The organism is Planctobacterium sp. R6, assembly GCF_055755215.1.
Map to the genome: position 1 here is coordinate 57,826 of NZ_JBVTQY010000019.1, position 13,067 is coordinate 70,892.

Below are 13,067 nucleotides of genomic sequence, written 5' to 3' on the forward strand. Positions count from 1 at the left end.
TAATTTGCTAATACAGGCTATTCACTATATTTATGACGGGTTCTTTGTGTATTCTGTTTGGTGATAGGGGCTTGCTGGACAGGTAGCTTTGGAAGTATCAACGTCGAATATTTTAGGACACGATATGAGTTCTCGTGTCAGGGAGCGCCGGGAATCCAAAGGGAACACTTTCCCCTTTGGTCGGCGTCAGCGCCCTGACACAATTTTTATATTGGAACGGTCCAGACGCCTTCTTAAAACAGTTTGAAACTACTTTTAAAAAAGTAACTTACTCAGGCACGCGCACCCAGCCTTCCATCAATACGCGGGCACTTCGGCTCATAATGGCCTTATCAGCCAACCATTTACCATCTGTATTTGATGCCTTCGCGCCAACTTTGAGTGTGCCTGACGGATGGCCAAAGGTTACATCTTCTCGCTCAATCCCACCTGCGGCTTCGTTCACCAGAGTGCCCTGAATGGCAGCTGCAGTAGCGATGGCAACCGCAGCAGTGCCCATCATGGCGTGGTGCAGTTTACCCATGGACAGCGCTCTGACATTCAAATCAATATCTTGCGCTGAGACGGTTTTACCACTGCTGGCGGAGTAATCACTGGCCGGAGCAACAAAGGCTATTTTTGGGGTATGTTGTCTGGCTGCTGCTTCGGATACATCCTTAATCAAACCCATTTTCACTGCGCCGATTGCCCGCAAGGCTTCAAAACGTTCAAGGGCGTTGAGATCGCTATTAATACTATCCTGCAGTTCACAACCGCTGTACCCAATATCTTCTGCTCTGACAAATACTGTGGGAATCCCCGCATTGATCAAGGTGGCTTGCAACTTTCCGGAAGCAACCAGTTCTGTGGGTACCGTCAGTTCGTCTACCAGGTTTCCGGTTGGGAACATGTCGCCATCAGCATCAGCAGGGTCCAGAAATTCAACTTTCACTTCTGCCGCCGGAAAGGTCACACCGTCCAGTTCAAAATCACCCGTTTCCTGAACTTCACCATTTGTAATGGGTATATGAGCGATAATGGTTTTCTGGATATTCACCTGCCAGATACGCACAACCGCAATGCCATTTTCCGGGATGCGGTCTTTGTTTACCAGATTGTTACTTATAGCGAATGCCCCAACGGCTGCCGTTAAGTTACCGCAATTACCAGACCAGTCGATAAAAGGCTTATCAATGGCCACCTGACCAAACAGATAATCCACATCGTGCTCTGGTTTTTCACTCTTGCTCAGTATAACGGTTTTGCTGGTGCTGGACGTGGCACCGCCCATGCCATCTGTGTGTTTGGTGTAAGGATCGGGACTACCGATCACCCGCAATAACAGCTTGTCTCTGGCTTCACCTGGTACCTGAGCGTATTCGGGCAGGTCCAACAAATTAAAGAACATGCCTTTACTGGTGCCGCCACGCATGTAGGTCGCGGGAATTTTGATTTGGGGTTTAAATTGAGTCATAAAAAACCTTCAAAAGAAAAGCGACACAGTGTGTCGCTTTTAAATTTTAATCTCTCAGGCTGCGCCTTCAGAGGCCAAAAAGTCTTTGGCAAAGCGTTGCAATACACCGCCTGCATCATATATAGAGACTTCTTCTGCAGTGTCCAGACGACAGGTCACCGGCACCTCTACCAGGACGCCGTTAGCGCGATGGATTACCAGGGTGAGCGTCGCGCCTGGTGCTTTGTCGCCTTTAACGTCAAAGGTTTCGGTACCATCAATACCCAGGGTATTGCGGGTCGTGCCTGGCTGAAACTCCAGTGGTAATACACCCATGCCAATCAGATTAGTACGGTGGATACGCTCAAAGCCTTCAGCCACGATAACTTCAACGCCTGCCAGACGGACGCCTTTAGCCGCCCAGTCGCGCGAAGAACCTTGGCCATAGTCCGCACCAGCGACAATGATCAGTGGTTGTTTGCGTTCCATGTAGGTTTCGATTGCTTCCCACATGCGGGTAATCTTGCCTTCTGGTTCGATTCTGGCCAGTGAGCCCTGTTTTACTTCGCCATTTTCTACCACCATCTCATTAAATAGCTTCGGATTGGCAAACGTAGCTCTTTGCGCGGTGAGGTGATCGCCTCGGTGCGTCGCATAAGAGTTAAAGTCCTCTTCGGGTAAGCCCATTTTGGCCAGATATTCACCAGCGGCACTATCCGCCATAATGGCGTTAGAAGGAGACAAGTGATCGGTAGTGATGTTATCGCCTAATACTGCCAATGGACGCATACCGGTCATAGTGCGCTCTCCTGCAAGAGCGCCTTCCCAGTATGGCGGACGGCGGATGTAGGTACTCTGAGGACGCCAGTCATAAAGCGGTTCCGTTTTCTCACCATAGTCCACACTCAGTTCAAACATGGGATCATAAACCTGACGGAAATGCTCGGGTTTAACACTGGAAGCAACAATGGCGTCTATTTCTTCATCGCTTGGCCAAAGGTCTTTCAAAGTAACCGGGTTACCTTGCTGGTCAAGCCCAAGCACGTCCTTTTCGATATCGAAACGTATTGTTCCGGCAATGGCATAGGCCACTACTAACGGTGGTGATGCCAGAAATGCCTGCTTGGCGTAGGGGTGAATTCGGCCATCAAAGTTGCGATTGCCGGATAAAACCGCTGTTGCATAGAGGTCACGATCGATGATTTCTTTTTGAATTTTAGGGTCCAATGCGCCGCTCATGCCGTTACAGGTAGTACAGGCAAAAGCCACAACACCAAAGCCTAGTTGCTCCAGTTCAGGCAATAAGTTGGCTTCTTCCAGGTATAGTTTTACCGCTTTGGAACCCGGTGCCAGTGACGACTTAACCCAGGGTTTTCTCACCAGTCCTTTAGCATTGGCATTTCGTGCCAGTAATCCTGCAGCGATAACATTGCGCGGATTACTGGTGTTGGTGCAACTGGTAATTGCAGCAATGATAACTGCGCCATCAGGCATTTTATCGGGTTCATTTTCGACAACGCCGGCAATCCCCTGGCTGGCAAGATCAGCTGTCGCTACACGACGATGCGGATTGGATGGACCGGCCATGTTGCGTCCAACAGACGAAAGATCAAATTTAAGTACGCGCTCGTATTCAGCATTGACCATCTCATCGGCCCACAATCCGGTGGTTTTGGCATAGTTCTCAACCAGTTGAATTTGCTCATCGTCTCGGCCTGTTAATTTCAGGTAATCGATGGTTTGCTGATCAATGTAAAACATGGCTGCGGTAGCGCCGTATTCCGGCGTCATATTGGAAATGGTCGCTCTGTCGCCCAAAGTCAGGTGACTGGCGCCTTCACCGAAGAACTCCAGATACGCCGATACAACACGTTCTTTACGCAAAAATTCTGTCAGCGCTAATACGATATCAGTGGCAGTGATGCCCGGTTGCGGTTTGCCAGTGAGTTCAACACCTACGATATCTGGTAAACGCATGTAAGAGGCACGGCCCAGCATTACGTTTTCTGCTTCTAAACCACCTACACCAATGGCAATAACGCCCAGTGCATCAACATGTGGGGTGTGACTGTCTGTACCCACTAAAGTATCAGGAAAGGCAACACCGTCTCGGGCCTGAATAACCGGTGACATGCGCTCAAGATTTATCTGATGCATGATGCCATTGCCTGGCGGGATAACATCCACGTTTTTAAAAGCCGTTTTAGTCCAGTTGATAAAGTGGAAACGGTCTTCGTTACGACGTTCTTCAATGGCACGGTTTTTATCGAACGCGTCAGCTTCATAGCCGGCGTGTTCAACCGCCAGCGAATGATCCACGATCAACTGTGTCGGCACCACAGGGTTTACTTTGGCCGGGTCGCCACCTTGTTCGGCAATAGCGTCTCGCAGACCTGCCAGATCCACCAGTGCCGTCTGGCCTAAAATATCATGGCAAACCACACGCGCCGGAAACCATGGAAAGTCCAGTTCGCGTTTGCGTTCTATTATTTGGGTTAATGAGGCGGTCAGTTTTTCCGGTGCACAACGTCGCACCAGATTTTCTGCCAGTACTTTGGAGGTGTAGGGGAGTTTGTCATAACTACCGGCTTTGATGGACTCGACGGCTTGACGCGTATCAAAATAATCCAGTTTACTGCCGGGAAGCGGTTTGCGGTGATCAAAGTTCATCTTCATTCTACCTAAATTGAGTTAACGATAAGTGCCGAAAAGGGGGCTTGCCCCCCAAAGGATTGTTTATCGTTCAGCAATTGGAGTAACCGCGCGTAAGTCCTCGCCAGTGTATTCAGCAGAAGGACGAATTATGCGATTGTCTGCGCGCTGTTCCATTACGTGTGCAGCCCAGCCTGTCAGGCGAGACATCACAAAAATTGGCGTAAAGAGTTTGGTTGGAATACCCATGAAATTATAGGCTGAAGCATGGAAGAAATCGGCATTACAGAATAGTTTTTTCTCTCGCCACATGACTTCTTCGCAGCGCACAGAAACCGGGTACAAAACGTCGTCACCCACTTCTTTGGCTAATTTCTCAGACCATAATTTAATGATCTCATTGCGCGGGTCAGATTCAGAATAGATGGCGTGACCAAAGCCCATAATTTTTTCTTTGCGGGCTAATTTGCCCATCATTTCTTGTTCGGCATGATCGGCAGAGGTAAAGCTTTCAATCATTTCCATAGCGGCTTCATTCGCGCCACCGTGCAGCGGGCCACGCAGTGAGCCGATAGCACCGGTCACACAAGAGTGCATGTCAGACAGCGTGGATGCACACACCCGTGCGGTGAATGTGGATGCGTTGAATTCGTGTTCTGCATAAAGAATTAATGAAACGTGCATAACCTGCTCATGCAGTTCAGCAGGCTTTTTGCCGTGTAACATGTGCAGGAAATGTGCACCGATAGAGTCATCATCAGTTTCCACGTCAATGCGAACGCCGTCGTGAGAAAAGCGATACCAGTAACACATGATGCTTGGGAAACAGGCCAGCATACGGTCAGTGACATCTTGCTGCATATCAAAATCGGCTTCGCCTTCCAGATTCCCCAGCATTGAGCAACCGGTGCGCAATACATCCATTGGGTGGGCGTCAGCCGGAATGCGTTCCAGCACTTCTTTTAAAGCCTGAGGCAGACCACGCATGGCTTTGAGTTTAACTTTGTATGCGTCAAGTTCGGTTTGATTCGGTAAATGACCTTTTAAGATCAGGTGGGCGACTTCTTCAAACTGACATTGGTTTGCCAGATCTTTTACATCGTAACCGCGGTAGGTTAATCCGGAACCGCTTTTACCAACGGTTGAAAGAGCGGTTTTACCTGCTACTTGTCCACGCAATCCAGCGCCACTGAGTACTTTTGCCATCGGAGGGTCTCCTTAAAATAGGGTATTGTAATTTTAGTCGTTAATTTGATTTATTGTCGGGCAATCGCCCGACACAGGATATGTTCTTAAAAGTCGTTTTATTTATTTTTGCCTTCAGCAAACAGGGCATCTAATTTTTGTTCGTATTCGTGGTAGCCCAAATAATCGTATAAATCCATACGGGTTTGCATTTGGTCAACGACAGCTTTCTGATCACCGTTTTGCAGAATTGAGGTATACACCAATTCCGCAGCCTTGTTCATGGCGCGGAAGGCACTTAATGGATAAAGCACCATATCGGCTCCCCATTCGCCTAACTGTTCTTTGTTCCACAATTCGGTTTTTCCAAACTCGGTGATGTTAGCCAAAATAGGCACATCCAGTGCTTCAGCGAAGGCGCGATAGTGTTCTTCTGTTTGCACTGCTTCAGCGAAAATGCCATCTGCACCGGCTGCAACATAGGCTTTTGCGCGAGCTATCGCTGCATCCAGTCCTTCCTGAGCAAACGCATCAGTACGGGCCATGATGAAAAAGTCTGGGTCTGTACGGGCATCTACTGCCGCTTTGATGCGGTCGACCATTTCATCGGTGCTGACAATCTCTTTATTGGGTCGGTGTCCACAGCGTTTTTGCGCTACCTGATCTTCCATGTGCACTGCCGCAGCACCGGCTTTTTCCATATCTTTGATGGTTTTGGCAATGTTAAAGGCGCCGCCCCAACCGGTGTCGATATCCACCAATAGCGGCAAATCGCAGGCGGCAGTGATGCGTTGCACGTCAGCAATAACGTCATTTAAGGAGGTCATGCCCAGATCAGGTAAACCGTATGATGCGTTGGCAACACCACCACCGGAAAGGTAAATGGCCTGATGGCCAATTTTCTTCGCCATAATGGCACTGTAGGCGTTAATAGTGCCGACGATTTGTAATGGCTTGTTGTCAGCCAGCGCTTGTCTGAATTTTTTTCCTGCACTCATAATTAGACTCCTGTAGGGGTTACCGAGGAAAGTTTTCTCGCGATATTTTGTCTTGAATAATCAATATGGCGGCGCATCAGAATCTCAGCTAATTCTTCGTCACGGTGACTGATGGCCTGAATAATGTGTTTGTGCTCGTCATACGCAGTGGTAACACGTGGGCCTGCCATGCCCAGTTGCACCCGGTACATTCTGACCAGGTGATAAATACCATTACTTAGCAGGCTGATAAGCTGCTTGTTTTTACTACCTATAATAATGCGGTAATGAAAATCCAGATCACCGGCTTCCTGATAATAGCGCTCGCCTGTTTTTACTTTATCGAAATGACTCCTCAATAGTTCATTCAGGCTGACAATCTCTTCATCTGTCATATTTCTGGCTGCCAATCTTGCAGCCATGCCTTCCAGTGACTCCCGGATTTGATAGAGTTCCGATAAACCTTCAGGGGACAGGGTGACAACTTTAGCGCCAATGTTGGCTTTGCGCTCGATGAGGTGATTGGCTTCAAGGCGGTTTATTGCTTCCCGAATAACAGCACGACTGACACCATACTTTGTCGACAATTCGGTTTCGCTCAACTTTGAGCCTGCTACGATGACACCTTCCACAATATCATTGCGGATACTTAAAAATGTCTTGTCTGCGGTAGTAACCGGCATCGAAGAGCCTGAAAACATTAAAATCACACGAACGTTTAATTAATAATGTCGACAATTTTAGGGGGAAATACACAATAGTCAAATCGAAACTGGGTTTATTGTCGACAATTTGTGGGAAGATGAGGTGACAGTTAATAGCTGAACCATGTTCAGTTGCGTCGGCTTATATTAATAAACCTGGTTCATTTGATGTGTCAGGGCGCTAACTTTCGCTGCTGACGGGCGATTTGACGCTGTTGCCAGGCTTTTTTCACAGAGAAACGCCAGACATAGTTAAGCCCGAAGTAGCCGATGAGTCCGAAAACCACGGCACAAACAAAACAACCTAATAAAAACGCCGGGCCAATAGTTTCCATGCTGTTGACGACCCATTGCCAGGTGGGTTCGAACTCAAATTTGCTAGCCGGTGTCCCAATAATGAAAGTACCGACTTTATATGCGCCATAAAATATCGGGGGCATGGTAAACGGGTTGGTGATCCAAACCGTGGCTACCGATACCGGCAGGTTAACTCTGAGAGGAATAGACAATGCAGCCGCCAGCCACATCTGAAAGGGCACCGGCCAAAATGCGAAAAACAAGCCAATACCAAAAGCACCACAGGCAGATTTACGATTTAAATGCCAAAGATTTGCATCGTGTAATAGCTTACCAAACACTTTGAGCGCCTTTTGCTCTCTGATGGATTGGTGATCAGGTAAAAATCGTTTGATTAACTTTTTTGGCATATATGTTACGGCTTTTGCAGTGGGATGCTGCTACATAATGAGACATTCACAATACTATGGACAGGTTTCTTTTCTCTTTTATTACCGCCAGTGCAACTTCATTAGTTTGGTCAGGCTTGTTGCCAGTCTGGACTATCTTGGTGTTGTTACTGCTGGGAATCGCATTGTTGAGAAAGTCAACTTCGCTGTCCGGTTGTTGTTTCGGTGTTTTATGGATGCTGAGTTTAGGCCATTGGGTAAACTATACGCAACCCAAACAAGCACTATTTTTGCAGCCCGTAACGCTTATTGGCGAAATTGGGACAGTTTTAGTGCCGGGAAATAATCTGAAGTTCGATCTGCTGGCGACTCATTTTTTTAGCTCTGAAGGAAACCACAAACCGATCGCGACGCTTCGCCCGATAAAAATTCGACTAAGTTGGTTGCAGCCATCGCTGCCGCTAAAAGACGGTCAACAGGTGCAACTTCACGTGAAATTGAAACCTCGTTGGGGGCTGAGTAATGAAGCCGGATTTAATTACCAAACCTGGCTATTTGCCGAAAGTATTGTTGCAACAGGATATGTGAAACCGTCTGAGCTAAATCTTATTCAGGACAGCAGGGTTACGTTGCGCCAACAGATTACCGATGAACTGCTGCAGTATGAACAGCCAGAAATTCGCTGGTTGCTGGCGCTTGCCATCGGGTTCCGCGGGCTGTTGCAATCTGAGGACTGGACGCTGTTGCAGGAAACCGGCACAGCCCATCTTGTCGCCATTTCGGGCATGCATCTGGGCATGGTTGCATTGTGGAGTTATCTGTTGTGTTGTGCCTTGTGTACCCTGTGGAATGCACTGCTGGCACGCCTTGTTATTTCAAACATCCGTGTATTTGGGCTTACTGTTAGTCTTATTGTCAGTTTTGCTTATTTGTATCTCGCTGATTTTGCCGTACCAACCCTCAGAGCCTGGTTAATGCTGTTACTGGCGTGGTATTTGGTGGTTACCGGTATCCACTGGCCTGCCAGACGCTTTATCCTGACCAGCCTGGCGCTGTTCATTGTGCTGTTTCCTTTGAGTCTTTTTAGTTTTAGTTTCTGGCTGAGTTTTTCAGCCATTGTGATTCTATGGTTTTTATTCTGGCGATTTCCGCCGCGGGGCAAAGGGGTTATCACTAAAGCCGGTTACTTCGTGAAGTTGCAATTAGGAATAAGCGTACTCATGCTGCCGGGTCTAATATGGATGTTTCAGGGTGTGAGCGTGATTGCGCCGGTCATTAATTTACTGGCCATTCCCTTTGTCACCTTAGTTCTGTTACCGGTCAGCCTGATGGCGACGTTGGCTATCATTTTAGTACCGGAGTTAGCGCCGTGGCTTATGGCTTTAAGTCTGGAACTGTTTGGTGGCTGTGAACAACTGTTGACTCAGTTGTTAGCGTTGCCGGTACATTGGTTCAACGTCTCACTAAGTCAGCCTGCTTCGGTTCTGTTTCTCTTATTGTTTGTCGTTGCGCTGTTAATGCCCCGAGTTGTTATCCCTAAACCTCTTTTTTTGTTATTTTTGTTGCCATCACTTTCCGAGTTTAAAATAGCGAACCACCCCTATTGGCAGGCGGATATCCTGGATGTCGGCAATGGCCTTGCGGTACTGTTACGCCGCAATGGCAGGGCAGTTCTTTACGATACCGGCGCCAGTTTTCCCGATGGATTTAGTATGGCACAGGCGGTGATAAACCCGGTATTGGACAAGGCAAAAATACGGCAACTTGATAAATTAATTATCAGTCATAGTGACAACGATCACATTGGTGGATTACCAGCCATTTTGCGAGATTACAGCGTTTCAGAGCTTATCGTGAAAAAAGGCGATTGTCGGCGTGGCATGAACTGGCATTGGCAAGGTATTCATTTCGAAGTCTTGTGGCCCGATTTCAATTTTCCTGAATTGTTAAAGGCTGATAATAACCAGTCCTGTGTTGTCATGCTGGATGATGGCAAACACCGATTATTGTTACCAGGTGACATCGAAGCAAAAGTTGAGGCATTGCTCGCTGACTGGCATCGCCAGGGTAAGATAGATTTGCGCGCTGATGTACTTTTGGCTCCCCATCACGGCAGCAAATCTTCTTCATCCGGTGCTTTTGTTTTAGCTGTATCGCCCCAATATGTGCTGGTATCTTCTGGTTTTATGAATCGGTGGCGAATGCCCGCGGATATTGTAAAAAAGCGTTATCACAAGATTGGCGCCAGTGTGTATAACACCGCACAACTGGGGCAGCTGTCTGTGCGTTTTTATACATCACAAGGGCCACAGGTATTATCCTGGCGAAATGATGAACAACCCAGGTGGTATTTACGGGATTGAGGCCAATATTGGCGTAAGTATGCTGTAATTTGATGGCTGAACGGCTACACTAGAGCCTGTTATTCGTACAGAATTCATAAGCTTACACTTTGCTTTGTTTAACACTGAAATTTTTTAATGAATCAAACTGAATATAACGGAGCGGTATTCGCTCGTTTTTGCGTTTATTTAAAGCGCTTTAAATTACCCTTTGTTGCCGCTATCACGGGGATGATTGGTTACTCCCTGATCGATGTTTTTGTTATCTCTCAACTGGAACACGCCATAGACAAAAGCCTGGTACAGGGGGATCTCGATTATTTACGCATTGCTGCCTATTTGATCGTCCCGCTTTTCATATTACGCGGGGTGTTTAATTTTATGGGAACCTACACCTTGTCCTGGATTGGCAATATGGTGGTCATGCAGATGCGTCAGGAACTGTTTTCCCGTTTCGTGCATTTACCTGTTTCGTTTCATGATCAGCATTCAACCGGTCAGTTAATTTCTAAAGTAATTTACGATACCGAGCAGGTATCGGTGGCAGCAGGTAAAGCCCTGTTAACTTTGGTGCGAGAAGGCGCCTTAGTGCTGGGCCTGTTAGCTATTATGTTTTATAAATCCTGGCAATTAAGCCTGGCGTTTTTGGTTATCGGGCCTGTTGTGGCTTTGATCGTGGCATATGTCAGCAAGCGATTTCGCATGGTGAGCAAAAATATCCAAAAATCCATGGGTAACCTGACAACCTCTGTTGAGCAGGTCCTGAAAGGTCATAAAGTGGTGTTGATGTTTGATGGGCAGGAAAAAGAACAAAACCGTTTTCAGGACAGGAACAACCACAATCGCCAGCAAAATATGAAACTGGTGGTGTCCCGAATTCTGTCGGTGTCCAGCATTCAGGTTATCGCGTCGTTTGCATTGGCAGTTGTTCTGTTTATTTCCAGTATGCCTGGCATGGTTGATAACCTGACAGCCGGGGTTTTCACCTCGGTGGTGGTCAGTATGACAATGTTATTAAAACCATTAAAGCAACTCACTACCGTTAACAGTGAATTTCAAAAGGGCATGGCGGCCTGTGAAAGTATTTTTATGATCCTTGACCAGCAGGAAGAAGAAAACACCGGCGTTAAAAAGCCGCAGCGGGTAGAGGGTAACTTGGAGTTTGACGAGGTTTGTTTTGCTTATGATCCTCAGGGCGAACAGGTGTTAAAGCATATTTCTTTTAGCGTTCCCAAAGGGGAGACCGTGGCCTTAGTGGGGCGCTCGGGCAGTGGTAAATCCACGATTTCAAATTTGCTGACACGTTTTTATCAACCTCAGTCAGGTGAGATCAGGCTGGACGGATTACCCCTGGCAGATATTGAATTACGCGCACTGAGAAACCAAATCGCTGTAGTATCGCAGCAGGTGACACTTTTCAACGACACGATTGCTAATAATATTGCCTATGGAATGGAAGGCGTGGTCACTCGTGAGCAAATTGAGCATGCAGCTAAAGTTGCCCATGTGTTGGAATTCGCCCAGGAATTAGAGCATGGACTCGATACTTTTGTCGGTGAAAATGGCCTGATGCTTTCTGGCGGGCAACGGCAACGCATCGCTATTGCCCGTGCTGTTCTTAAAGATGCCCCTATCTTAATACTGGATGAAGCGACGTCGGCACTGGATACTGAGTCGGAGCGTTATATTCAGGAAGCATTGGAAACCCTGCAAAAAGAACGCACCAGTATTGTTGTGGCCCACAGATTATCCACCATTGAAAATGCCGATCAGATTTTGGTGATCAACAAGGGTGAAATTGTCGAACAAGGTAAACACAAACAATTGCTGGACAATAATGGGATGTACGCACAATTACACCGAATGCAATTTACCGAAGGTGCTTAATGAGTCGTTTGCAAGCCTCCTGGTATAAACCATTCAGCTGGTCCTTGTTATTGTTGCCACTGAGTCTGTTGTTTTGGCTGATCAGTACTTTCAGAAGAAAGGCCTATGGCAGTGATATCCTGAAAAGCCACAAATTAGACGTACCCGTAGTGGTTGTCGGTAATATCAATGTCGGTGGTAATGGCAAAACGCCATTGGTGATTTATCTCAGTAACTTTTTAAAGCAGCAAGGCTATCGCCCGGGTATCGTTTCAAGGGGCTATGGTGGTAAGGCTGCATCCTATCCGATGCAGGTACAAACCAATTCCGATCCGGCACATTGTGGTGATGAGCCACTGTTTATCAGACAAAGAGTCAATTGCCCGGTTGTGGTGGACCCCGACCGGGTTCGGGGCGCAGACGCGTTGGTGAAACAGTACCAATGCAATATTGTGATCAGTGACGACGGCTTACAGCATTATCGCCTGGCCAGAGACATTGAAATAGCCGTTGTTGACGGCCAGAGAAGGGAAGGCAATGGTCTGTTGCTGCCCGCAGGTCCATTAAGAGAAGGCAAATGGCGACTTCAGCAGGTTGATTTTATCGTGTTGAACGGTGGTAAATTGAAAAAAGACGAATACCTGATGTCGTTGGAACCCGGACAATTAGTTAATGTTAAATTTAAAGGGCAAACCCGGCCTTTGAACCAAATAACGGGCGCGGTGTCGGCAATTGCCGGGATTGGCAACCCGCAACGCTTTTTCGAATTGTTGCACAGCAAAGGTATAAAGCTTGAAAGTACCCAGGCGTTTCCGGATCATTATCATTTTAAAGCGTCTGATATTCCGCAAGGTACTGTGCTGATGACCGAAAAAGATGCCGTGAAATGTGCCGGATTTGCACGGGAGTCATGGTGGTATTTACCGGTAAGTGCAAAATTAACCGAGAAGTTCAATCAGGACTTTTTGAGTAAACTTAAACATTATAGTTAACGCCTGATGGCTGATATGGGAAGGACAATACGATGCCTATCGATCCAAAATTAAGCGATATTTTGGTTTGCCCCTTGTGTAAAGGGAAAGTAATTTATGTGCGAGAATCTGAAGAATTGGTTTGTAAATTTGATAAGTTAGCCTTTCCGGTAAGAGATAATATCCCGGTAATGCTGGAGTCAGAAGCTCGCACCTTGACACTTGAAGATCTGAATTCAATTTCCTGAGTTT

Annotated in this window: 10 protein-coding genes; 4 read left to right on the forward strand and 6 right to left on the reverse strand. The window is 47.2% G+C overall.

The features are described from left to right. Positions 1-268: 268 nt before the first annotated feature. From prpF to AC0J20_RS13265, 6 genes are all read right to left on the reverse strand, one after another. Positions 269-1,453, reverse strand: a complete 1,185-nt coding sequence (prpF, locus tag AC0J20_RS13240) for a 2-methylaconitate cis-trans isomerase PrpF (RefSeq protein WP_473022013.1) — start codon at positions 1,451-1,453, stop codon at positions 269-271. A 54-nt stretch (positions 1,454-1,507) separates the two neighbouring features. Further along, positions 1,508-4,102 carry a Fe/S-dependent 2-methylisocitrate dehydratase AcnD gene (gene acnD / locus AC0J20_RS13245; protein ID WP_473022014.1) on the reverse strand — a complete coding sequence of 865 codons (2,595 nt, stop codon included), beginning with the start codon at positions 4,100-4,102 and terminating at the stop codon, positions 1,508-1,510. A gap of 66 nt (positions 4,103-4,168) precedes the next feature. After that, positions 4,169-5,290, reverse strand: a complete 1,122-nt coding sequence (gene prpC, locus AC0J20_RS13250) for a bifunctional 2-methylcitrate synthase/citrate synthase (RefSeq protein WP_473022015.1) — start codon at positions 5,288-5,290, stop codon at positions 4,169-4,171. A 98-nt stretch (positions 5,291-5,388) separates the two neighbouring features. Further along, positions 5,389-6,267 carry a methylisocitrate lyase gene (gene prpB / locus AC0J20_RS13255; RefSeq protein WP_229527068.1) on the reverse strand — a complete coding sequence of 293 codons (879 nt, stop codon included), beginning with the start codon at positions 6,265-6,267 and terminating at the stop codon, positions 5,389-5,391. A gap of 2 nt (positions 6,268-6,269) precedes the next feature. Then, positions 6,270-6,947, reverse strand: coding sequence for a GntR family transcriptional regulator (locus AC0J20_RS13260; RefSeq protein ID WP_473022016.1), 678 nt, complete (start codon positions 6,945-6,947; stop codon positions 6,270-6,272). Positions 6,948-7,123: 176 nt separating this feature from the next. After that, on the reverse strand, positions 7,124-7,657 hold the full coding sequence (locus AC0J20_RS13265; protein ID WP_229527070.1) for a DUF2062 domain-containing protein: 534 nt from the start codon (positions 7,655-7,657) through the stop codon (positions 7,124-7,126). Positions 7,658-7,713: 56 nt separating this feature from the next. On the opposite strand from AC0J20_RS13265, the gene AC0J20_RS13270 reads away from it, so the two are divergent. The 4 genes from AC0J20_RS13270 to AC0J20_RS13285 all read left to right on the forward strand — a co-directional run bounded on the left by AC0J20_RS13270 (position 7,714) and on the right by AC0J20_RS13285 (position 13,063). After that, positions 7,714-9,999, forward strand: a complete 2,286-nt coding sequence (locus AC0J20_RS13270) for a DNA internalization-related competence protein ComEC/Rec2 (protein WP_473022018.1) — start codon at positions 7,714-7,716, stop codon at positions 9,997-9,999. 117 nt (positions 10,000-10,116) lie between these two features. Then, positions 10,117-11,865, forward strand: coding sequence for a lipid A export permease/ATP-binding protein MsbA (gene msbA / locus AC0J20_RS13275; RefSeq protein WP_473022019.1), 1,749 nt, complete (start codon positions 10,117-10,119; stop codon positions 11,863-11,865). After that, positions 11,865-12,836: a tetraacyldisaccharide 4'-kinase gene (lpxK, locus tag AC0J20_RS13280; RefSeq protein WP_473022020.1), complete on the forward strand. Its 972-nt coding sequence runs from the start codon at positions 11,865-11,867 to the stop codon at positions 12,834-12,836. Before msbA ends, lpxK begins: the two co-directional genes overlap by 1 nt. Positions 12,837-12,868: 32 nt before the next feature. Beyond that, entirely contained in the window at positions 12,869-13,063 is a 195-nt protein-coding gene (locus tag AC0J20_RS13285; RefSeq protein ID WP_267498120.1) for a Trm112 family protein, read from the forward strand. Positions 13,064-13,067 lie beyond the last annotated feature (4 nt).